At 53.8% G+C, this 23,255-nt stretch carries 16 protein-coding genes; 11 read left to right on the top strand and 5 right to left on the bottom strand.

The features are described 5' to 3' along the window. Positions 1–405 precede the first annotated feature (405 nt). On the top strand, positions 406–1,422 hold the full coding sequence (locus tag MK110_18215) for a zinc-binding dehydrogenase (protein ID MCH2213241.1): 1,017 nt from the start codon (positions 406–408) through the stop codon (positions 1,420–1,422). Positions 1,423–1,518: 96 nt separating this feature from the next. Here the strand turns inward: MK110_18215 and MK110_18210 are convergent, their stop codons facing one another. Then, entirely contained in the window at positions 1,519–2,445 is a 927-nt protein-coding gene (locus MK110_18210) for an aminotransferase class IV (GenBank protein ID MCH2213240.1), read from the bottom strand. 299 nt (positions 2,446–2,744) lie between these two features. On the opposite strand from MK110_18210, the gene MK110_18205 reads away from it, so the two are divergent. Next, positions 2,745–4,058, top strand: coding sequence for a Gfo/Idh/MocA family oxidoreductase (locus MK110_18205; protein ID MCH2213239.1), 1,314 nt, complete (start codon positions 2,745–2,747; stop codon positions 4,056–4,058). Between the two features lie 104 nt (positions 4,059–4,162). On the opposite strand, the gene MK110_18200 is transcribed toward MK110_18205, so the two are convergent. Both MK110_18200 and MK110_18195 read right to left on the bottom strand, forming a co-directional pair. Beyond that, entirely contained in the window at positions 4,163–5,968 is a 1,806-nt protein-coding gene (locus MK110_18200) for a hypothetical protein (GenBank protein MCH2213238.1), read from the bottom strand. Positions 5,969–6,429: 461 nt separating this feature from the next. Continuing rightward, positions 6,430–7,536: a dipeptidase gene (locus tag MK110_18195; protein MCH2213237.1), complete on the bottom strand. Its 1,107-nt coding sequence runs from the start codon at positions 7,534–7,536 to the stop codon at positions 6,430–6,432. Positions 7,537–8,241: 705 nt separating this feature from the next. On the opposite strand from MK110_18195, the gene MK110_18190 reads away from it, so the two are divergent. The 5 genes from MK110_18190 (at position 8,242) to MK110_18170 (ending at position 16,195) form a co-directional block, all read left to right on the top strand. Beyond that, a complete protein-coding gene (locus MK110_18190) occupies positions 8,242–9,129 on the top strand; it encodes an SDR family oxidoreductase (protein ID MCH2213236.1) in 888 nt (295 codons plus the stop codon). Positions 9,130–9,142: 13 nt separating this feature from the next. Next, positions 9,143–10,819 carry a thiamine pyrophosphate-binding protein gene (locus MK110_18185; GenBank protein MCH2213235.1) on the top strand — a complete coding sequence of 559 codons (1,677 nt, stop codon included), beginning with the start codon at positions 9,143–9,145 and terminating at the stop codon, positions 10,817–10,819. A 223-nt stretch (positions 10,820–11,042) separates the two neighbouring features. Then, positions 11,043–12,521, top strand: coding sequence for a M81 family metallopeptidase (locus MK110_18180; protein MCH2213234.1), 1,479 nt, complete (start codon positions 11,043–11,045; stop codon positions 12,519–12,521). A 326-nt stretch (positions 12,522–12,847) separates the two neighbouring features. Continuing rightward, entirely contained in the window at positions 12,848–14,548 is a 1,701-nt protein-coding gene (locus MK110_18175; protein ID MCH2213233.1) for a hypothetical protein, read from the top strand. 99 nt (positions 14,549–14,647) lie between these two features. Next, a complete protein-coding gene (locus MK110_18170) occupies positions 14,648–16,195 on the top strand; it encodes a hypothetical protein (GenBank protein MCH2213232.1) in 1,548 nt (515 codons plus the stop codon). 334 nt (positions 16,196–16,529) lie between these two features. Here MK110_18170 and MK110_18165 read toward each other — a convergent pair whose 3' ends face one another. Next, a complete protein-coding gene (locus MK110_18165) occupies positions 16,530–17,231 on the bottom strand; it encodes a DUF1643 domain-containing protein (GenBank protein MCH2213231.1) in 702 nt (233 codons plus the stop codon). Positions 17,232–17,580: 349 nt separating this feature from the next. On the opposite strand from MK110_18165, the gene MK110_18160 reads away from it, so the two are divergent. Beyond that, positions 17,581–17,901 carry a cupin domain-containing protein gene (locus MK110_18160; GenBank protein MCH2213230.1) on the top strand — a complete coding sequence of 107 codons (321 nt, stop codon included), beginning with the start codon at positions 17,581–17,583 and terminating at the stop codon, positions 17,899–17,901. 93 nt (positions 17,902–17,994) lie between these two features. Here MK110_18160 and MK110_18155 read toward each other — a convergent pair whose 3' ends face one another. After that, on the bottom strand, positions 17,995–19,002 hold the full coding sequence (locus MK110_18155; protein ID MCH2213229.1) for a transporter: 1,008 nt from the start codon (positions 19,000–19,002) through the stop codon (positions 17,995–17,997). A 537-nt stretch (positions 19,003–19,539) separates the two neighbouring features. On the opposite strand from MK110_18155, the gene MK110_18150 reads away from it, so the two are divergent. From MK110_18150 to MK110_18140, 3 genes are all read left to right on the top strand, one after another. Next, positions 19,540–19,857, top strand: a complete 318-nt coding sequence (locus tag MK110_18150) for a hypothetical protein (GenBank protein MCH2213228.1) — start codon at positions 19,540–19,542, stop codon at positions 19,855–19,857. 169 nt (positions 19,858–20,026) lie between these two features. Further along, the gene (locus MK110_18145) at positions 20,027–21,682 is read left to right on the top strand and encodes a SulP family inorganic anion transporter (GenBank protein MCH2213227.1); all 1,656 of its coding nucleotides are present in this window, start codon (positions 20,027–20,029) and stop codon (positions 21,680–21,682) included. Between the two features lie 540 nt (positions 21,683–22,222). Next, positions 22,223–23,242, top strand: coding sequence for a transglutaminase-like domain-containing protein (locus MK110_18140; GenBank protein ID MCH2213226.1), 1,020 nt, complete (start codon positions 22,223–22,225; stop codon positions 23,240–23,242). Positions 23,243–23,255: the final 13 nt, after the last annotated feature.

Genomic DNA, 23,255 nt, shown 5'->3' with positions numbered 1-23,255 from the left:
CGCTTGATGACGTGACAAACCAGGCTGGCGACTGAATGTCAAAATCCTGAACCCTGACATTTGCGCGTTGTGGATGTGTTGGTTGTTGTTCTACGCAGGAATTAAGCAAAACCACAGGAGGACAAAAGCACTTCCCGATACGTCAGGATTTATGATCCGATTCCTGCCTTCCCCGTTCCGGAAACCAGAAGTGATCGAGCAGGGTGAATTCCGCTATTATGTTTGAGTGAAGCCAGCCAGAAAAGTCGTCGGTAGAAGTATTTTCTGACTGCGCGTCCGCACACAGGTTCGTGGGACGCAGACAGATGAATGTACAGCCGGGATCAGTAACGGAATTCGCTCCGATGCCCTGCAAACCACGGGCAAACGCGGCGGCAGCAAATATTCTTGTGAGAAGGAACCATCATGAAAATCGCCGTCCTCCATGCACCGCGAGATCTTCGGATCGAAGAGCAGACCGTCGCTGCAGACAACCTGCGTGCTGATGAAATACACGTCGAAACAAGCATATCAGCCCTCAAGATTGGAACCGACCGGGGCAACTACGAGGGAGCGGAACATGTCCCGGGAGCCCCCGACTATCCGCGCTGGGTCGGCGACAGTAACCTTGGAATCGTGCGTGCCGTCGGGAGCGATGTGACGCGTTTTCAAACTGGTGATCGAATCGTTGGCATCATGCCACATCAGTCTGAGTACGTTGCAAACGAATCGGGTTATCTGGTCAAAGTGCCCGACAGTGTTCACGACGAAGATGCGGTCTATGCCTGGCTGTATGCATTGAGTTCCCTGTGTTTTCGCAAGGCTTTTTTTCAGCCCGGTGAGTACGTGGCAATCGTCGGGCTGGGTGTTCTCGGCCTGGGAGCTGTCGCTCTGGGGCGGTTGATGGGAGCAAGAATCATCGCAATTGGCAACAGTCCGGTGCGGCTGGAAATGGCTGATCAAATGGGGGCGCATTTGTCCTGTCTGTCAGATGATCCTGACCTGCGGGGAAAGCTCGGTAAAATGACGCGTGGCGCGGGTGTGGACCTGGTGATTCAAACAGCAAATCCCTGGCCTGCTTATCGGACATCTGTCGAAATTGTCCGGCCAAACGGACGAGTCTCGATTGTGGCTCTGCCGGGCCGGGGAGAACCACCACTGGATTTCAATCCGCTCGACATGAAATGGTTCTACCGGAAAGGCATATCACTGATTGCTGTCTCCGGTCAGACCGGTCATTTGTATCCGCATCAATCCGCTGCTTTTGATCGCTGGCGGGAATGTGAATACGTACTCGACCTGATGGCCAACGGAAACCTGGAACCCAAGCGGCTGATCACCCATCGGTTCCACTACAGTAAAATGGCGGAGGCCTATGAAATGGCATGTCGTCGCGAGAAAAACATGCTGGGTGTGATCTTCCAGTGGAACGAGTTGGCATGATCTCGGCATTCAATGTTGCCCGGTCGCCAAATCACAACGAGTTTTCTGCAGGTCATGTGTCATTGACAACCGCAACGACAACCCCGCACGTACGGGTCAACCTGGTGTTGGCTCCGGAGCAGCAGTCAGATCAGCCACCGACGTACCGTGCCAGCCTTCGGCACGTTTGTCCCAGTAGAAGTCCCGGAGCCGGCAGGTAATCTGTCCAGGAATACCGTCACCAACGGGTTGACCATTGACTTGTGTGACGGGAAAGATTCCGCCCGCTGTAGAAGAAAGAAACGCTTCATCAGCGTTTAAAAGATCTTCCGGCAGCAACGGGGCTGCCTCTGCGTCAAGTTCTGCCATCCTGCAGAGGTCGAACACAGTGCGGCGCGTAATCCCCTCCAGTATGTCATCGCGAGGAGTGAACAGTTTCCCGTCGCGAACGAGCCAGCAGTTGAACCCCGGACCTTCGGTCAGAAAGCCATCGACCGAAAGCAGAACCGGCTGATGGGCGCCTGCATCCAGGGCTTCGAACTGAGCACGAGTCAGGTCCATGCGGTTAAAGTTCTTGCATCGCTGATTGATAGCGGCGCTGGGGGCACGACGTGTTTGAGCAATAAACAGGTGCGCACCGGTCTGCGCACACTCTGCCGGCACAGTGGTGTACCAGGGAATTGAATAGGCGATGAATTCCTGCTCACAGGTTCGAGGATCTGCGATGGCCGCTCCTGGAGGAAATCGACCGCGCAGACACAGAAAGTAGACACAGGCGTCGGTGAAACCGGCCCGATCCACGCACTGCGCAGCAATCTGTTTAATCCGGTCTTCGGAGCAGGGGGGGACCATTCGAACGTATCTGCTGGACTCAAGGAAACGTGCAATATGGTCATCAAGCCGGAAGAATCGACGATCTCGAACAGAGACCACATCGAACACTGCGTCACTCTTCGTGAAGGCCGGATCGACGAGCGGAATGGAAATATCTGAAACCGACACATACTGTCCGCGCTGATAAGCGATTCCATTTGACGGAGCCATGCCGCGATCTTTCGTAACTGGAGCAGATGCACCTGTGGTTTGTCACCGTCCGGATACAGCAGTCCTGGGGAAAATTTCCGATCAAACAGCTATCGTTACCTGGCCGGCGCTGGTGTTCCGCACGACAGGCCGGCTACCGTACCGGAATCCAGGGATATTCGCCAGGACTCCGGCGGCCCGATGGCTCCACTCGAGTGCCGGATACCCGTCGTTTTTTATCGGGGTTGAATCACACCACCAAATATACTGGTATGTTCATCTGAACCTTACGCGTCAGTTGAACTCGAAAAGCCGAATCCATGAAACAATCATCGCGCCGCCGCTTTCTTTCTTCAGCCGCTGCTGCGGGAATCCTGACTGCCGCCGGCAGTTCAACTCCAGCCGCCGGCCGGGTCTCTTCGAACGATCAGATTGCTGTCGCACTGATCGGATTCAGAGGAATGGGGATGGGGCATGTCCGGCGAATTGCCTCCAATACCGGCGCACAGGCTGTCGCTTTGTGTGACATCGACGATTCCGTGCTGGCCCGCGGATTTGAAACCGTCAGGGATCTGGCCGGCAACACTCCTGACACGACACGTGACTTTCGCGATATTATTGACAATTCTTCGATTGATGCCGTTGTGATCGCCACCCCGCACCACTGGCATTGTCCGATTGCCGTTCCCGCACTGCTGGCCGGCAAAGATGTTTATGTGGAAAAACCAGCCAGTCACGTGTTCCATGAAGGACGGCTGCTGGTGGATGCCGCCCGCAAAAACAAATGTATCGTACAGCACGGTACTCAGATGCGTTCCAGTCCTGTGACCGCAGAAGCAGCAGAAATCCTTGACTCCGGTATTCTCGGCGAAATCAAAGTCACTAAGGCATGGAATGTTCAGAATCAGGGCTTCGCGAAGCCGGTTCCGGACGGCGGGGAACCATCCGGAATCGACTACGATCGCTGGCTGGGACCGGCGAACCTTCGTCCTTTCAACAAGAATCGATTTCATCGCACCTGGCGTTTATTTCGGGAATACGGTAACGGCGACTTTGGCGACGATGGCGCTCATGATCTGGACCTGGCCACGTTCGGACTGGGCGTATCCGAACATCCCGTCCGGATCACGGCTCACGGCAGCAATGTGAATCCTCCGGGTTATCGTGAGTTTCCGGACAACATGAATGTCTCGTTTGAATACGCCGACGGTCGAGTGCTGATTTACGAAGATCGGCTGTTCACACCCTATGGACTGCACGGCGTGGACAGCGGCAACGCATTCTATGGCACAGAAGGCTACATGATTTTCTCACGCCGCGGATTTTTCAGAACATACCTGGGCAGGAAAGAGAAGCCCGGACCAAAGTCCGGTGAATCCGGACGCGTCGGCACGCCGATCCCCAGTCACATGCAGAATTTCCTGAACAGCATTCGCACGCGTGAACCAACCAAGACCGGCGCCGAGATCGCTCACCGAACCAGCGCCCTGATTCACCTCGGAGAAATCGCGTATCGGACTCGAACAGTGCTGGAGTTCGATCCGGAGACGGAACGAGTGACCAACAGCCCGAAGGCAAATGCGATGCTCACCAAGCAGTATCGAGAACCGTTCGGACTACCAGATCGGATTTAAAGGAAACCCTGTTCTGCTTTGCCCAGGCCGGACGATCGATCAGCGATGCATCTGTGCCTGAGCAAACCAGTCGTCAACCCAAATCACGGCTGACACAGCAGGGGTTACCATGGAAATGCCAGCCGGGGTTGATTGGCGTAACGCCGCATACGGATCACCAGACGTTGTCCGGCACCCGGCGCGAGATGGATCGAAAACTCCGGTGAATCCACATTAATTCGCCGGTCGCCCGTTTCTACAGAAACGCACTGGTGCTCCGCGTACGCTCCGCACTGCACAATCACTTCACGTGACCTGGTCTGGCTGACGTTGACCAGAGTGACGGCCACACGATCATCCGTCATCGTGTCAACCAGCGCAGCGACATCTTGAGGAATTCCCGCTCGTCGCTCATCCGGATCGAAATACCTCAGTCGACAATGCAGTGGAGCAGCCCCACGTCCTGGATCGATTCCGGCCATCATTAACTGTCGCAAAGTGTCAACACTGGCCGGATTGAATTTCATGGGATCATCAGCGAGCCGTGTATCGGCGGTCGTGGTATCGGCACGCATTCCGGCAACTCGTCCCCGGATCGTTTCAAAATCAGCACTCAAAGCCTGTTCAGGATATTGGGGATTTTCACCTGCCAGAAACCGAACCCACGGGTCACCGGATACGCGGCGGTAATCCGCTGTATCGCAGGTAAAGAACCAGCAGTCGAGAGCTCCAACCGCCCACGGGGTTTCCTGAAAATCATACCAGCCGTCATCGCCGTGCATCCGGGGATACATTTTCCGACCATTAATCACCCGTGCGTTCGAATTCACCAGATCGATCATCTTTGTCCATCCGTCGATATACCGACGGTCACCGGTCAGAAGATAGGCGTTTCCAAATCCAATCAGGCCTCGTCCGATCCGCGGCCGGTGCGCCAACTTTCCTGTCTGCGGAACAATGACCGAAAATCCCCAGCCATAAACTCCGCCATACCATCTGCCGCCGGCCTCACCACCGATCACTCCGTCCAGTCCGATATTAGTCGGAATAATGCCGCCGTTGGCCTGCATTCGTTCCATCCACGCATCGACATATTCCAGCAGCCATGACTTATATTTATCTTCCGCGGTCAGCATGTACGCGTTGGCAGCTAGTGTGGTAGCCCCCATGTTTTGCGGATGGTCTCCAACCGTATCGTTATAGTCTTTGAAGTGAGCCACCATTTCCGCGTAATTACGTTCACCATGTCCCGGGTCGAATCGGTTTTCCACTTCAATCGGGTCGCCCGCCCAGTCAAGTCCCGTGGCCTTCCGCATGAGCGGACCGCGACTGCCGTTAAACATGCTGCGAATGATTCGGTATTTGGGATCGTAGTTCGGAGCACCAGGATCCTCGTTCATGTAAAAACCGGCAAACCGCCGGACACGATGTTCAAAGCTGACGTCATCGGGGTCGGACAGTCCCTGCAGATTGAACACACGCAGTTCCTCTCCAATGTGCATCCAGTCCATCATGGTATGGAACTCTTTGTAAAACATGCCATCACGGGCAAACGGCACTTCCACTGTCTTTGCTTCCGAGTACTGCCGCAAATGTCCTTCCCAGGCTTTTTTGTACATATGCAGAACCGAATCGGAAGCACCCAGCGCATGCAGAATCGGCCAGTTGGCCACGTTTTCAATGGCATCGTCCGGTCCGTCGTTGCCGCCCCAGCGTTCGACACACATCAAATAGCCGCGTTCATCGAAATACTGAGCGAAGAATTCTTCACAGGCCGCTGTATTGGCTCGGATGAGTTCCCGTTCGAGAACAGCCCATGCAGGAGGCGACATAGGTGTTTCAATCAGAATCTTTGTATCGCTGCCGTACGCAGCTGACACGGCCACCGTCAGTGACAGAATCAGGAGAAACGGCGGTAAAACAACTCGCATGTGACTCTTCCCGGCTGGAGTGCACAAATTGTCTGCAAATGATGCACTGGTAGTAAAATTCAGAAATAAACAATCATAGTCGGGCAACGCTCCCGAACGCTCAGACACCGTGACGAAATACAAATTGCGGCGAATATACAGCAAACGGTCTGCCTGCTGACCATCCTTGTCGCACACCGCTCAAACGATTCCGGTCGATGAATCCCGAAACACTCTCTTTCAGGCTGATCAACCAGCCTGAGAACTGACGGACGGGAATGCAACCGAAACCGGAATCCGTGTCAGTGCAGAATCCGAAACCTCGCAGGTTGTTCACTCGCAGGTTGTTCACCTGTCACCGGCTGATCCTCACAATCACGAGACGAATGCACTTCCGGCCGCTGAACCGGGACTGGACCATTCAAACTCATCATTGGTGGCCGGTACTCCCGACTCGACACAGGAGAGTTCAGTTAACGACATCAGTCCGCCCACGCATTTCTGAAGAAGCGCAAAGCATTGGCATGCAGGACACCGTTGATGTCACCATCGTTGACTCCTGCCTGGCGTAACACACCTGCCAGGCCCTGCAAATCGGCGATTGTGTCAACGTCCGTCGGAGTAATCTCAGCTCCAAATCCGCCATCCATGTCGGTCCCGATCGCGATATTGGCCAGTGAACCGTCTGCCAGGTTCGAAATGTTTTCAATATGCGGAAGTAATCCTGACATCCCATACTTTGAGACCCACGTTTTTCTGGAGGGGCGATTTTCCCACTGCACCTCAGGATCGATGAAAAACTGACAAAACACCAGGCCAATAATTCCGTCACGACGGATGAGTTCGCGAATCATGTCGTCGGTCAAATGACGCTGTCCCGGCACAATGGATCTGCAGGTGCAGTGTGAGGCCATGATCGGACCGTCCCATAAGTCGAACGACTCCCACACGGCCTGATCCGCCATATGAGTAATGTCCAGAATCATTCCCGCATCACTCATAGCTTTGTACAGAGGTTTCGCGGCCGGTTTGAGACCGCCCTCAGTGAACGTGCCGTGTATGTACGTGTTGTGACCAAAATGTGCAGGACCAACGACGCGCAGACCTGCATCCCACCAGAATCCCACGTCGTCAGGGTCCACAATCGGATCGGCGCTTTCCATCGACAGAATGTGGTAAATGGGCGTGTTGTCCGCAGGATTCTCCCAGGCACTGACAGCTTCATCGAGGTCATTGAGTCCTCGGACGGGCTTGATATCGCCCCGCCGTGCCATCGCCTGATACCACGCCAGATGACCACGTCCAACGGCCATGGCCTGTTCCTGTGTGCGCATGCCGTCACGGCGACCGTTGAGATACCGTGGCTCAATCCGCGACATGATCGTGCTGAGCATGATGCCGACACTGCCGCGGCGCATCTCCGGAAATGTCACACTGCATAATCCGGTATCGAAACCAGCTGCGACCTGGGGGATGTCCTGTTCCTCCTGTTCCCGAACCTCATGCGCAGTCAGAGTCAGGTCCCGGTTCCAAAACAAGGCGTCCCACGCAAGGTCAAGATGCAGATCAATGATTAAAGGTTGTGACATGATGATCCTGATTAACGTCCAGGCAAAGGTGAATCGGCTCAGCAGAGGGCATCTTCGATCGAATCCCGGTTTTGACCCGATCACGCTTTGGATGCCTCTCAACTCAAAGCAGACAGAAGTCGCATCGATTCCGGCAAACTTGCAGAAATTCTTATCAACCCGGATGTCATCAGATGCCGGTAGTTTACCTGTCGCCGTTTGTACAGGAAACGACCACCGCAAGAGGTGGTCCATATTCTGCGATTTTTTGGGTTTCGCAAAACGGTCCGTTTTCCCGCGGAGTGATGTTCGACATCTTTTTTACGGTCAGTTCGTGTGACACCGGCGAATCCGCAGAGCTTCCGAACTGCGCAATTCAAATACAAATCACAAAGCGAGTCGTCTGCTTTTTGTTCAGGTAATGACGAACACCTGCCGTATTGCTGCTGCGACCGTGATCAACTTCCGCAGCACCGGGCGGCTCGCTACAGTTCGCCCGTCAAATTCAAATAACTGTTACTGAACGGCCGGACGCTGCCTCACGCAGGCGTATCCTGATCACCGTGATCTGAATTGTCACAACCATCCCCAATCAGCGCTGCAGGCGTCAGTCAATAGTCGTAACGGTGTATTGAACACATAGAAATATGCTGAACTGATCGTAAGCTGTCCCCGGTTTGTCCAAACAGAACACGCAGCATTCAGCAATGCGTGAGGAACAGAGAAATGCAGACCAGTCAGAACAGGAATCGCGAACCCCGACTACTCGGCAAGGTTGCCATCGTTACCGGTGGTGGCAGCCATGAAGAGCAGGTCGGTACCGGAAGAGCAACCGCGGTCTGTTTGGCCCAGGAGGGGGCAAAAGTTCTCGTCGCCGATGTGTCCAGAGAAAATGCGGTGCGCACCGTTAACGAAATCACAGATAAATTCGGAGGCGAGGCGTCAGTATTCACAGGCGACACAACAACAGGTGCAGACTGTCTGGCTATGGTCGCAGCAGCAGTGCAGAAATATGGTGGTCTGCACGTACTGGTTAACAATCTGGGTTACGGCGGCAGAAGCAGCAATGAAGGGATCAGCCGGCGTATTTCCGGGATCGACGACGACGACTGGGACCGGGGATTCGATTTCAACCTTAAAAGCGCTATGCTGGCCAGCAAGCATGCAATTCCGGCGATGATTGATTCCGGGGGAGGGTCAATCATTAATTTCTCATCATGTGACGCAATAGCTGCAGCCATTCATTGCGGTGCTCCGTATTCCGTCTCAAAAGGAGCGCTGCACATGTTGACGAAAACGACCGCAGCATGGCATGGCCGAGACGGAATTCGTGCCAACTGCATCGCGCCTGGTCATCTTCATTCAGCGTATACTGTCGATTTCGATTCGGCCCATCAGGAACGAAGACGTCAGGTCGTCCCTCTGGGAACTGAGGGAACTCCCTGGGATGTCGCATGGGCAACTGTGTTTCTCGCCAGCGATGAATCGCGCTGGATCTCCGGTGTGATTTTGCCGGTCGATGGAGGACTCTTTGCCGCGCAGCCGCTGCTCGGTCATGATTTCATTACGGGCGTCGATCCGTTCAATAATCCCGCAGACTCAGCAGCTGAATGAGGAATCAGACAAGATGACACGCATGACCGGAAGTCAGTTTATCAGTGAGACGTTTCAGGGCTACGGAATCAGTCATCTGTTCGTAATGCCCTATGTGTTGAATCCTGTGCTGCGTGACTGCGAGCAGCTTGGGATTCGACGCATCATGTGCCACAGTGAGAAGGGCGCGGCTTACATGGCAGACGCCCATGCACGCATCAGGCGCCGACCGGCCGTCTGTATGTCTCAGTCCGTTGGAGCGGCCAACCTGGCAGCCGGACTGCAGGACGCCTACCTGGCCTGTTCCCCGGTCGTTGCGCTGACAGGTCGTCTTGAGCAAATGAAACAGCATCGAAATGCGTACCAGGAAATCGACCATCAGGGACCTTTTTCAGCAGTGACTCAGTTTGATGCCCATGTAAGCTGTGCAGGGGAACTTCCGTTCTTTCTGCGTCAGGCTTTCCGCCAGGCGACGACAGGCACTCCCGGCCCTGTCCATCTGGATCTTGACGCACTTGACGGGACGATTGTCGCCGATGAGGAAGCCGATCTGGAAGTGATTGTCGAAGAACAGTTCACTCGCATTCCGCCGTTTCGCCCTGAACCCGAATCAGCATTAATTCACAAAGCGCTCAAGCTCCTGTCTGAGGCACAGCGCCCAATCATTGTCGCCGGAGGAGGAGTCACAACATCTCAGGCAGAAGATGTATTGGTTGAATTTGCGGAAAAGCTGTCGATTCCCGTGGCCACAGCTCTGAATGCTAAAATGGCTATTCCCTGGAATCATCCTCTGGCCGTTGGTGTCCCGGGGCTGTATTCACGCAGCTGCGCCAATAAAGCAGTCTGCGAGGCAGATCTGGTATTCTTCATTGGCAGCCACACCGGTGGCCAGGTAACCCATGAATGGCGTATTCCGCCTGTTGGAACGCCCGTCATTCAACTTGATATCAACCCGGCCGAAATCGGCCGCTCCTATCCTGTCCAGGTGGGTATACAGGGAGATGTCCAGGCATCACTGCAAAAATTTCTCCAATACGCCGAGACACCGGCACCTCGCAACCAATGGCTGGAGCGTGTTCAACAACTTGTCAAAGACTGGAAAGGGGAAGTGGCTCCGCTGGTCAACTCTGACGAAATCCCGATGCGTCCTGAGCGTCTTTGTCGGGAATTATCTGACGCACTCCCCCACGATGCAGTCCTCGTGTCAGATACCGGACACGCGGGAATCTGGGCCGGAACAATTGTCGATCTCAAACACGCCGATCAGACGTTCCTCCGATGCTCCGGATCTCTGGGCTGGGGGATCCCGGCAGCGATCGGGGCCAAATGCGCTGTTCCCGACCGTCCCGTCGTTTGCTTTACCGGTGACGCCGGAGTGTATTACCACCTGACAGAACTGGACACTGCCCTTCGCTTTGGGATTAACACCGTCACCGTTATTAATAACAACAGCTCACTCAATCAGGAACAGGGCGGGGTAGAGGCTACTTACGGCAGCAGAGTACGAGGATCGGATGAGCTCTGGATGTTGTCCGACATTGATTTTGACAAGGTCGCCGAGTCAATGGGCTGCTTTGGTGTCCAGGTGAACCATCCTTCCGAGTTTGCCGCAGCTCTTGAACAGGCATTATCCTGTGGAAGGCCGGCGGTTGTGGATGTCAAGACACACATCGAGGGCATCGCACCGGAGGCCTGGCTTCCATCACGTTGATTGACAATTCTGAAATCAGATGACGACAAAAATTCAGGCTAACGCAGCTGATCGGCAGGACGGAACTTTCCCCGTACCATCAAATTCCAGGAACGATCATGGACAGCCATCCTGAGTGCATCATACCCGGCCGGGATTTCCGGCGGCCAAACGTTTGAAATCCGGCTGAGCAGGCCATGAAATTTTCTCGTACAGTTTGATAAAGAGATGAAAGGATACAGAAGTGAGAATCGCAACCGGTGGAATCGTTCATGAGACAAGTACGTGCGTGGATACGCGAACGACCCTGAACCACTTTGAACACGGCCGCGGCATCGTAAGGGGCGCAGCAATCCTGGAAATCTTTCGGGGTGCAAATGTTCAGACCGGTGGATTCATCGCAGCTGCGGACGAGCATGGATTCGAGCTTGTTCCACTGCTGAGAGCATCGGCGTTTCCTGGAGGACTGATTCGTCGCGATGATTATGAGGCAATCCGGGGTGAACTGATCGACCGGCTTCGGGCGGCAGGACCGGTCGACGGAGTCCTGCTGGAACTGCACGGGGCAATGGTTGTCGAAGGGATTGATGACGGGGATGGAGACGTCATCGCAGCCGTCCGGGAGGTCGTCGGTGCAAACGTCCCGATTGGTGTACCACAGGACCTGCACGGCAATCATACGAAACGACGAGTCGAAGTCGCAGATGCGATCGTGGGATACGATACGTTCCCTCACGTGGACATGTCTGATCGTGGCCAGGAAGCTGCAGAAATCGTCTTACAAACAATAAAAGGTGAAATTCAGCCGACAATGGCAATTCATCAGTTGCCAATGTTTTGGGGTACCGCACGTCAAATCACCGGTCAGCCGCCGTGGACCGAAGTCATCGAACGCGTGCACGAAATGGAGCGTCGTCCCGGAGTAGTCAGCATGACAGTCGCCACAGGATTTCCATGGTCTGACGTTCCGGAAGTCGGCAGTTCGGTGATCGCCGTTACGGACAACAATCAGCAACTCGCCCAGGACCTGGTCGACGAACTGGGTGAATGGATCTGGAAAAATCGCCAACTCTGGTATTCACCGCCATTGTCAGTCCGTGATGCACTGGCGGAGGGAGAACGCATCAGCCAATACCCGATCATTTTAGCGGACCACACAGACAATACCGGAGGTGGGTCTCCGGGCGATTCCACCGAGGTGCTCCGCACATTTCTGGACATGAAACTTTCAGACGCATTGCTGCTGTACATGGTGGACGAACAGGTTGCAAAGCAGGCGCATGAAGCCGGAACCGGCGGCTGCATTCGGGTCTCTCTCGGTGGCAAGTCGTCACCGGTTCAGGGGGCCCCTGTCGAGGCAGAAGCCGAAGTGATTGCGGTATCAGACGGAGCATTCGCTTACGACGGACCCATGTATGCGGGTCTCAGAGGGACGATGGGAACGTCCGCATGGATTCGGATTGCGGGTGTATCGGTCGTGGTCGTGTGTACCCGGGAACAGCCGTTTGACCAGGCATTCGCACGCTCTCTGGGCATCGACTGTTCGAAAATGAAGTACATTTGTGTCAAGTCGTCCGCTCATTTCCGCGCCGCTTTTGAGCCGATCGCCGGTTCCATTCACAACGTCGACGCGGCTGGCATCCACACCCATGACTTTGCAAAGCTTCCCCATACCAAACGCACCCGGCAGGTATTCCCGGTGGATATCCTTCCCGAGAAATAATCAAGTTTAATCAAGTCAGGTATTCTCAGCCTTGGCCAAACCGACCTGACTCGTACCAGACAGTGCGATACCACGCGGGAAAGCGGTTACGGTTTTGGATCTTTTGTGGTCGATGGTCTGCCCACAGGAACGCGGTCTGTACAGCCGGCGACTATCATCACTACCGGAGCGAGCGATAGATAAGTATCAGCTGGTGATCTCATTACGGCCCCTTAATCTGCCGGCACACAGCTGATCAGCCTGGCCGTCCGGAGAATTCTCCTCTGCACCGCGCATTGACAACCCGGCAGGAAAACAAGCTGCTCGAAAAATTCATAAGGTTCAAAATGGTTTGGAATAAACTTCGGTTGTGCCCGTGTATTCTGGCATTCCTGTGTCTGCCGATTGTCGTCGTCTTCGGCGACAGTCACGAACAAACAACAGAGCGCCGCATTCTCTATAACAATGACGACTGTAACTGGTTCGGCATGCTCTGCTACGGGGAGACCGACCCCGTCCGAATGAAGTACCTGCTGGAAGAGGAATTCGTCGACAGACTGGCTGCATCGGGCGTCGATACTTTGTCAGTTTGCCTGTGGGACAGATTCCGCAGTGTGGGACGCTCCCGGATCACCGAATACCTTGTGGGTCCGGAGTCCTACCGATTCTTTCCTGACTGGAAGCCGCTCTACGATGCAGGCATGGACCCCATAACGATCATGAGCGACCGGTGCCGCCAGCGAGGCATGGAGTTCATAATGGGAATGCGGATGAATGACCGTCACGACGATGAGCGTTTTCCCAAAGGGCGTTTCATCGTCAATAACCCTCAGTGGCATCTGAAAGGAGATCTCACGCCAAAGAGACAACGACGAAAATACGGGACCCGAGTCGACTACACGCATGATGAGGTCCGTCAGGAAGTCCTGGACTGGATTGAAGAATTCCTCGACACCTATGACGTAGACGGAATCGAGCTGGACTACATGAGGGCCTGCCACATGTTTGCACCCGGAACAGGGCCTGAGAACGCACACAAACTGACGGAATTCACTCGACGAATACGCGAACTGCTGAACCAGGCAGCGAAGACACGAAGCAAACACTATCTGCAACTGGGCGTTCGAGTTCCTCCCTCCTTAGAAGACTGTCAATTTTTGGGATTCGACCTGAAGTCGTGGACCACGCAGAAGCTGGTCGACTATGTCTGCCCCTCCTACTACGTCCGTACCGATCTGAACGTGCCGGTGGAGGAATTCGTTGATTTGCTCAGCAATACGGAATGCAAAGTCTATCCGGCCATCCACCACTCGGCTGGGTTCCGGAGTGTGCCGTTTCTGGATGGCGGCACAAAGCTCGACATTGCCGGAGATCTTGCCATCTATCGGGCAGCGGCCAGCAACTACTACGCCGCCGGCGCCGACGGGATCCAGACCTACAATTACCAGCATCTGGCCGAAGACTACGGGACTCGTGTGGAAAACTATTCGGGCGAGCAATTCCGAAATGCGCTTAGCTGGATTCAGGAGTTACGAAATCCAAAGAACGTCACCAGAGGGGATCGCCGGTACGTTTTTTTTCCCCTGTGGTGGCCGTCAGAAAGAACACCTGACGGACAGCCGGAGGCAAAAAATGAGTGCGGCTGTTCCTACCAGAGTCCCGTGGTGAGCCTGAAGCGAGGTAAAACGGGAAATACGGGACATCTTAATTTTCGGATCGCTGAGAAACTGGGAGCTCCCGGTCAACAGGTCGAACTTCGCTTCAAGGCCATTGGTCTTGATAATGCAGATTCTCTCACTGTCACTCTGAATCAGTTTCCGGTGCGTGGGGATATCCTGCGCCAAACGAGCGATCGATTGAACGATCTGAATTTTTCCACGTTTACTGTTCCTGTCCAGGGAGAGCTGGCAGACCAGTTTGTCGCACACGGCAACCGGATTGAATTTCGTCTTGTCTCGGATTCGAACGCTGAACAAGGGAACGTGACCGTCGCTGATCTGGAAGTCTTAGTGCGCGAAATTTCCGGCAGTTCAAAATCTTCCGACTAAGTAGAGATTGACATCACAAACCCGAACACTCGAATCGACTGCGTCCGTCCGGAACGGGTCCGGCGATTGTCTTTGAATGATTGACGGAAGGAAAAACACATGTTGCGAATACGGCTGACTTTCTTCAGTGGGCTTGTTTTTGTTGGTTTGCTGATCGGCTCCAGTGTGTCGGCCCAATCGACTTCCGGACCGGAAACGGTGCTTTTCCCATTTGATGACTATGCACTGCCTTTCAATAAGGGGCTGCTCCTCAACCTGATTCCGGGTCGCAAAACAAAAGCTGATCGGGGCGGAGGATCTGATCCCGAGCATCCCGGAAAACCCGTACTTCTTCCAGGTGATCCCGGTGCTCCGGACCATCCTCGGCTCTACTACTATGGAACAGTGCTGCACATCAATGGTGAGTACCGCATGTGGTACACGGGTTACGATCGGAATGGTAAACGACTGGTCTGCTATGCCGTGTCTGAAGACGGTGTCAAATGGACCAAACCAAATCTGGGCCTGGTGCAATACAACGGCAACACGAACAACAATCTACCGACAATCGACGGAACGTCAGTCCCCGGCGTCGTCAGCCTCGTCCTTTACGAACCTGATGATCCCAATCCGGATCGACGATACAAAATGATCCGTGAAATCCATCCTCGACTGATTAAAGCAGCTTACAGTCCGGACGGACTGCATTGGACGGAATCGTCTAACAATCCCATTATCAGAGGCAGTGGCCTCGAACCGAGCGGACTAATCCGTTTCCAGGGCGTCTACTATCTCAATGGTCAGGCCGGCCCGATTCCTCACCCGATCAAAGGTGGCAGGAAGCGAATGATGGTCACTTACGCTTCCTACGACTTTGACCACTGGACACAGGCGGCCCACCTCAGCTTTCGCCGCGACAACTTTCCTCCCCGACCGCCCACAGATTTCGAAGTCCATCAGGGCGAACAGGTCCATGTCGGTGCCAGTCTCTGGGATCGAGGAAACGTCGTCATCGGAATTTATGGCCAGTATCACAACCGAACCAACGATCGCAGATTCGCCACCGTCGACCTGGGACTGGTCGTATCACACGACGCCGTGCATTTCAGAGAACCGATTCCGGATTTCAAAATGATTCCATACGCTGAAGAATCGGACGATGCGGAACCTCGACTGCTTCAGGGGCAGGGCTTTGAAAATATCGGAGACAGAACGTTTATCTGGTACAGTGTCTGGCCCGCCTGGCACCTGGTCCGCGACGCCGATCACATACAGCCTTATGGCCCTAATGGCATCAGAATGGCCACCTGGCCACGCGACCGCCTGGGTTATTTTTCCCCCGGTGCCAACGAACGGAATGCTCACTGCATTTCCAGTCCCGTCACAACACAGGGGCCAGGGCGACAGGTCTTTATCAATGCCGACGGGCTGTCAGACTCAAGCCGTCTCAGAGTTGAGATCCTGAACGAACGATTCGAACCGATGCCAGGTTACTCGGGAGGGGATTGTATCCCCGTTGTCCGGTCGGCACTCCGTCAGCAGGTTGCCTGGCGCGGGAGGCAGAGTCTGGAGGACATCGATCACCCCATCCGAATCCGTGTCGAATGGGAAGGGCCCGATAACGAAAACGCCCGGCTCTTCGCTGTCTACGTGGGAAACTCGAATTAAGTCGCGCAGGGGAGTCCTCCCACACGGCCCTGTGATTCTTCCGGTCAATCGATCGACAGAGACGACAGGAACGATGACGGTCCCACCTGAAGGGAAGGGGATTCTTCCGGTTCGTTCCGTTGTAATCAAACTCCCTCACATCATCCGCGCATCGGGAAGAAGGAAGAACCGGTAAAGATCACCCGACAATCAGTCGTTCGTCCTCGGAGTCAACGGTCCGCAGACACACAACAGGTCTTACTGCAACCGAAAAACCTTCACGAAGAATTCGCGTGCATCACCCACACAGCTTTCTCAGAGAGAAAGGCATGTGGACTCGTCTCGATCTCAAAGCCTACTCGTCGAATTGCCGAACGATCTGTTCCAGCCATTTCCGCTGGTCTCTCTGGAGTGATGGCAACGGATGGCGGTACCTGTTGCTTGTACCAGACTTCAGCAGGCCAATCACCCTCTTCCCCTGCGGAAGTCTCGTCATGCAGCGATCAATCAGTGGGGTCAGCCTGTCACTGAGCCCCCAAGCAAGGACAATCAAAGTTTTCCGACTTCGCGGAATCTTGAGCGACAATTCTTTGGTTCTGGCTTCAGAAAAGACGCTGTGAGATTCAAAGTTTAACTCGTCTTCCAAACGCTCAAAGAGCGTAAAGAATTCGACACTCCTGGAGCAGCGGAGGTCTGAAAGATTCAGCACTCTCACATGGCTCCAGTCTCGGAGCTGCATCAGTCGCATCACCTGATACTGCGTCGTGTCAGGCTTCGTGGGAACCAGCGTGATGGGTAAACTGCCGATCGCTCTGACACGGATGCAGCTGTTAACCTCAACCAACGGCTTGGAAGAACCGGGATTCATCATGATGAACACAGCATCAGGACGAAATCCTGAAACGGCCTGGCGATCCGCCGGAATCCGGACTTTACTCACAATCTCCAGTACGCTGCGGCAGTGAACGACCTCCTTTGAAGCAAGTTTGACCGAATAGAAGTGACCGAAGATTCCGTATTTCTGCTTCAATTCTTCGGCAGGAATAAATGGCTGCATGGTCGTCACTTTTTACCGGCCTGCTTTCCAAACGGTTGCCTCTGCTTCCGCAACGTCTCTGCAGGCTGCTGTAACCGGATGCATTTTTTGCAGGCAATATGTCAACACGACGTCAGAACACCCGAAACCGGCCTGACGTTGTACAATGACTCGAACATAGAGAATCGTCGGCTGAGAAACCAGCCGAGTAAACGTATGCGAATGGCTGCAAAAAACAACATCGCCACCCAGTCTCCTTTGTATGCACTTGATACCTTTTTGTGACAAATGAAATCATGTACAGAATGGTTTCCTGCCGCCTGCTTCTCGACTGAACCCCGTCTCACAAATACATCAACCGGAGGTCACAGTGAACAATCTGTTTGAGGAAATTCCAAATTCGCTGCCCAAAGAACTTGTGGAAGTCCTTGCCGAAAACAGTGATGTTCGAATTGAGCGAATCGTTTCCACCGGTCACAGCAGCCCTGCAGATTTTTGGTACGATCAACCCAGGCATGAATGGGTTGTGTTACTGAAAGGAGAAGCCAGGCTGCTGTTTGAGGATGATGAAGAATCGCTCCACATGAAGCCTGGTGATTTCCTCAACATTGCCGCGTATCAAAAGCACCGGGTGGAATGGACAACACCCCACGAACCGACTGTCTGGCTGGGGGTGCTCTATGGTCAGTGAGACAACGCCCCGTCGGGAATGCCGGTAATTCTGCCCGTGGATCAGTCTTGGCTGCCTGTTGTCTGACTCAGACCGGAAGCGGGAACCAGTCTCTTACCGCATACGAATTGACAGCCCGGTCCCCAAAAAATAATCGTCGGCGGCATCGTTGAGTCCCACTCCGGCGCGGATGTCGAACTGCACATCACTGCTGATCAGGTACGTAAATCCACCGTTAAAATAGTGCTGCGTCTGATCTGTATCCGCATTGTTCGGAATCAGGGCGAACCATTCCGTGTAAGCACCCAGTTCTTCAGTGCAGGAGTAGGCAAACGTCCAGGACTGAGCCATTTCAAGATAATCCTGTCCGGTTGTCGCATCAGCTCGACGATTTCCCTGGGTAGAACCGGCGGTTGATATGAAGTCATTGATTTCCCAGCCATAGATCCAGTTCAGACCGGGTTCAATCAGGTCGGATGTAAACGCCGAACTTCCAGTGGGCAGATTCATCTGAGGAATCAATGCCATCTCCGGCAGGATTCCCTGCTGCGGAGTGAGTCCGATCTTGAAACCGACATAGAGATCTTCAGTGCCGGATGTGGAGTCTGTTGCCCCAACCACAGTTGTCTGCTGTTCCACAGGAAACAGGGCAACTCGAAGTTCCAGCCAGTCATCCACAATCCCGTGCCGCAACAGCGGTTCGCCAAATGACTGGCTGCGGGTGCTGGCGCCGGCGTTATTGTCGTACGTGTACGTATATCCGAATTCCAGCTGCGTCACTCCGAGACCGACAGTCGATGAAGCTTCGGTGAAGTCCGGTCGATCAGTGACCAGCGGTTCCTCCAGGTTCGGCCCCCCTGCGAGAGGAGCGGCATCGTCCCACTGCAGCAGGGTACCGCGGGAACATTCAGTGTGGTGCCGATAGAAGTGCTGCGAAGAACCAACCGCAAAAATCCGTTCCACAGTTGACAGATCATCCGCCGCCAGATGTTCAACCATGCAACAGAACACCACGATGCTCACAAGCCTGAGGCCTCGTGACTCGATCATGAGTCGATTCTCCTGTCCAAGTTCGATTTGGTACTCAATGGAGATCGGCCATAAACTCACGACATCCAGCACGAGTTTTTTCCAGCCAAAGCACGTAAATCCATCACCATCCGATTAAGACGATTGAAACGGCTGATCCGATTTCAACGCCACCTCGTACATTCACACGCGATCACCTGACGTCTCTTTACCGGCAATTTCCGCCGGCAGGAAAATTTCCGGCCTGAATCTGAAATCGAGATCACTCGATCGTTTGAACAAAGATTGAGTCGGCATCATGGCCGACAAATCGGCCATCAGGAATGGGGTCAGGGGAGTATCCGACATTCGACTGTCAAACAGGATCGAATTTCCTTTTGTGAAGATTTAAACAATAAGCGGCAGACTAATGGAGCGTGCTTTCCCGGGTCGACGAACACCCTAAAATCAGATAGCAGCCAAGGCAAAATATGTTTGCCTGCTGAGTGAAACAACCATCAAAAGCAATTGGTATTGATCAACATTTACCAAATCTGCAATTGACGACGTACGTTGCGCAGATAACATTTCCGAATTCTGATGGGAACACTCCACGGACAATCTCGCACTGTTCATCGTTCAGGTATCCCCATGTCTCAACCATCCCAAACCCTAAACACATGGTTGATGTGTATTATGGGGTTTGCTGTGATTGCCGTACCTGCCACTGCTGTGTCTTTGCCGGTCGCAGAATCCGAAACATTCGAGTTTGAACAAGAAGTAGAAGCTGTCCGTACCGAACTCCAATGCCGAGTCCGACTTCGCAACAAAAAAATGCGTGTCTCAGGTTCCCGGGGCCACGATCGCCGTTACCGTTCTCCACATCCCACCAAATCCATCCAATTGTCAGCCCGTTTACGAGCTGAGTACCGTGCACGAAATGGTTTTGGTGGTCCGATGTCGTCCTGAATTGTCACCGTTTTTCTGCCTGCACGCGGTGACGCCTAACATTCTTCGACGTCTGTCACAGTTCCGCGTTCAGTCATTGGGTACACAATGCATTTCCTGAGGGCTGTTCGGTTCCCTCGACAACGCCGTTTTTCTTTTTCTTTGGCAACCACTCCTCAAAGCATTCGTAATGTCAACAACTACGTCTTCCGCAAAACCAGCCATCACTCCTGAACGTCAGTCCACGTTTAAAGCTGACTTCATGGCCTCGCTCGTCGTTTTTCTCGTCGCACTTCCGCTGTGCATCGGAATTGCCGTTGCGGTCGGCGTCAGTCCGGCACGAGCATTGATCACAGGAATCATTGGCGGTCTGATCGTCGGATTATTTTCAGGATCACCGCTCCAGGTCAGTGGCCCGGCCGCCGGACTGTTTGTCATCATTGCGGACCTGCTTGCCAACAGCCGTACGGCCTTTGAAGGGACATCCTCACTAAGCGGAACCGAACTTGAGAATGCTCAGATCGAGTACTCACTGGTCGTGCTGGGAGCAAGCGTCTTTTTGGCCGGTGTACTTCAGATTGTGGCGGGTCGGTTGCGGCTTGGACAGTGGTTTCGTGCCGTGTCTCCGGCCGTGATTAAAGGAATGCTGGCCGGAATTGGGATTCTGATTTTGGTCAGCCAATTCCATGTGATGCTGGACCACGAAGCCATGTGGAACGGCGCAAAGGCTCGCGGGGCGTTCCAGTTAATCGCAACGGCTCCCGAGGCCGTTTTGAAGTGTTTCTCTTCAGACACATCACAGAACCATCATCTGGCTGCAATCACCGGAATTGTCGCCATCGCCTGCTTTGTCGGCTGGCCGCTGGTTGCTCCTAAGTCGCTCAAATTTCTTCCGGCGGCTCTTATTGGGATTCTGGTCGCAACGATTGTCGCCACGGCTACAAACCTTGAAGTCCAGAAGCTCGTAGTTCCGGAGAACATGTTCAAGGAAGTCACATTACCATCGATCGCATGGAGCACATTGTTCACAAATCCAATGGTTCTGACAGGTGCGTTCGTGATTGCTCTGGTGGCGAGTGCAGAAACGTTGTTGTGTGCGACCGCAGTCGACCAGATGCACCAGGGGCCACGCACAAAATATGACCAGGAACTCACTGCTCAGGGGGTAGGAAACGTCCTGTGTGGCGTTGTCGGTGCCCTGCCAATGACGGGTGTGATTGTCCGAAGTAGTGCCAATGTCACCTCGGGTGCAAAGACCCGGTGGTCAACTGTGATGCACGGAATGTGGCTGCTTATTTTCGTCGCCGCGATTCCGTTTGTTCTGACGTACATCCCCCGATCTGCACTCGGTGCTTTGCTGGTGTACACGGGTTTCAAACTCGTGAAGGTCGAAGACATCAAATCGCTCTGGAAGACGAGTCACAGTGAGGCCTGGATTTACTTTGCAACCGTGGGCACGATTGTGGCGACCGACCTTCTGAAGGGAGTGATCCTTGGAATTGTACTCTCAGCCCTGAAACTGCTGCTCCGATTCTCAGATATCCAGGTGGACGTCCGTCCGTCAAAAGAAGACGAACAGACAACGGAGATGTATATCCAGGGGGCGGCAACCTTCGTCTGTCTTCCGAAACTAGCAGCGAGTCTGGAAAAAGTTCCGACCGGATCGAATCTTCGTGTCTACTTCGACAACCTGACCTATATCGATCACGCCTGTCTGGATCTGTTGATGAACTGGGCCCGGCAGCATGCCAACTTCGGGGGAGAACTGATTATTGACTGGGACGAACTGGCGGGACGGTTTACATCGGAAGCTCCAAAGGAAGTCGTTTCAAATTCGGATAAGTAAACAGGAACGAATCACGCAACTGCGGCGAAACTGACAACATAAAGGCAGGCTGGTCTTCTGCGACCGCCGAACCTGCTCGATCCGGGCCTGGTGCTGCCACATACTCTGCAAGGTCCTTTTTGTCATGTGGTCTTTTCAGGACCATCTGCACGGCAAAAAGCGACCCCTGCAGCCTACATTCACCCGGGACACCGGAATGAATCGCAGCAAATCCCGTTTTTTTTTTCATATCTGACGCCCGTCCAGCCCGGCACCGACAGACCTTCCGACGTTGTCAGTGCCGGCCCCCCGTTTTCTCCCGCGATGTGTCTCCGGACATTTCGAACGACCTGACGTTTTGGATGCAGTTCGACAAACCGCATCCAGCCTGCTCGTGGCCTCAACAGGATTCTGCGCCCGACCGGGGACCATCATTTCACAGGTCGCCACTCAAAACATGAAAACGGACTGTGTTTCGGAAGTTCGAAGAGTATTGTATGACTCTTATCACACAAACATCGCAACACTATAGAGCCACATAGGTCCGTACGGGAGAACCCGTTGAATCAGTACTCTATTCCGGAAACCGATCAACGCTGTTTTCTGCAGTGGTTGGTGTCAATTGTTGTCGTCGTTTTCCTAAGTCAGAACTGTGCTCTCGGGATCGATACGAATTCGGCGCGCCACGTTCAATTGAGAGCCGAATTGCAGGTGCGTCCCGGTCATTCCGGTGGGCAGATCAGGATCTGGATTCCGATTCCTCAATCGTCATCAATCCAGACCGTGACACAGGAAGTGAAGCATGAGAGTCTGCCGTTGAGACGCAGTACTGACAAACGCTTTGGTAACTCAATGCTGTATGGACGTGGCCCGATCAGCAAAGCAGAAGTACTGAATTTCGAAATCGTGTGGCACGTCACCCGGCAGGAATCGCGGGCAGACGGTGAACAGGATGTACGCGTTCTGTCAGACGAGACCCGAACGCTCTGGATGACCGGTTCAAAAAAGGTACCAATCGGAGGTCGACCGCTGGAACTGATAGACGCTGCAAAGTTACCGGTGAATTCCCGGGACAGAGCACATGTGTTCTACCATCGAGTGCTTGATCATCTTTCCTATGACAAGTCCCGTCCAGGTTACGGCACCGGCGACGCCGTATGGGCCTGCGAAAGTCGATTCGGAAATTGCACCGACTTTCACAGCCTGTTTATGTCGCTGGCGAGGTCTCACAACATTCCTGCTCGTTTTGAAATCGGTTACTCTCTGCCGCGTGACAAAAAACCAGGCAGTCTTTCCGGGTATCACTGCTGGGCCTGGTTTTTTGAGAACAGAAACGGATGGACGCCCGTTGACATTTCCGAAGCAGAAAAAAACCCGAAGCAGGTGGAATACTGCTTCGGAAATCTTTCCGCTGACCGGGTGGGATTCAGCGTTGGTCGTGATCTGATTCTCGCACCACCTCAGCAGGGCCCCCCCCTGAATTATTTTGTGAAGCCACACGTCGAAAAAGACGGAAAACCGGTGGATGATTTCGATTTTTCATTGTCGTTTCTTGACGTTGATATCGCGGTGCCTGAATGAGTTCTGATACGAG

The organism is Fuerstiella sp. (genome assembly GCA_022447225.1).
In the GTDB taxonomy this organism is placed as follows: Bacteria; Planctomycetota; Planctomycetia; order Planctomycetales; family Planctomycetaceae; genus S139-18.
The sequence above is the reverse complement of the archived record's forward strand: the minus strand, read 5'-3'. Positions and strand labels throughout refer to the sequence as shown.

Excerpts from the sequence above, each read along its gene's own strand:
- MK110_18215 (MCH2213241.1), top strand. The coding sequence starts at position 406 with ATGAAAATCGCCGTCCTCCATGCACCGCGAGATCTTCGGATCGAAGAG.
- MK110_18210 (MCH2213240.1), bottom strand. The coding sequence starts at position 2,445 with ATGGCTCCGTCAAATGGAATCGCTTATCAGCGCGGACAGTATGTGTCG.
- MK110_18205 (MCH2213239.1), top strand. The coding sequence starts at position 2,745 with ATGAAACAATCATCGCGCCGCCGCTTTCTTTCTTCAGCCGCTGCTGCG.
- MK110_18200 (MCH2213238.1), bottom strand. The coding sequence starts at position 5,968 with ATGCGAGTTGTTTTACCGCCGTTTCTCCTGATTCTGTCACTGACGGTG.
- MK110_18195 (MCH2213237.1), bottom strand. The coding sequence starts at position 7,536 with ATGTCACAACCTTTAATCATTGATCTGCATCTTGACCTTGCGTGGGAC.
- MK110_18190 (MCH2213236.1), top strand. The coding sequence starts at position 8,242 with ATGCAGACCAGTCAGAACAGGAATCGCGAACCCCGACTACTCGGCAAG.
- MK110_18185 (MCH2213235.1), top strand. The coding sequence starts at position 9,143 with ATGACACGCATGACCGGAAGTCAGTTTATCAGTGAGACGTTTCAGGGC.
- MK110_18175 (MCH2213233.1), top strand. The coding sequence starts at position 12,848 with ATGGTTTGGAATAAACTTCGGTTGTGCCCGTGTATTCTGGCATTCCTG.
- MK110_18170 (MCH2213232.1), top strand. The coding sequence starts at position 14,648 with ATGTTGCGAATACGGCTGACTTTCTTCAGTGGGCTTGTTTTTGTTGGT.
- MK110_18165 (MCH2213231.1), bottom strand. The coding sequence starts at position 17,231 with ATGCAGCCATTTATTCCTGCCGAAGAATTGAAGCAGAAATACGGAATC.
- MK110_18150 (MCH2213228.1), top strand. The coding sequence starts at position 19,540 with ATGTCTCAACCATCCCAAACCCTAAACACATGGTTGATGTGTATTATG.
- MK110_18145 (MCH2213227.1), top strand. The coding sequence starts at position 20,027 with ATGTCAACAACTACGTCTTCCGCAAAACCAGCCATCACTCCTGAACGT.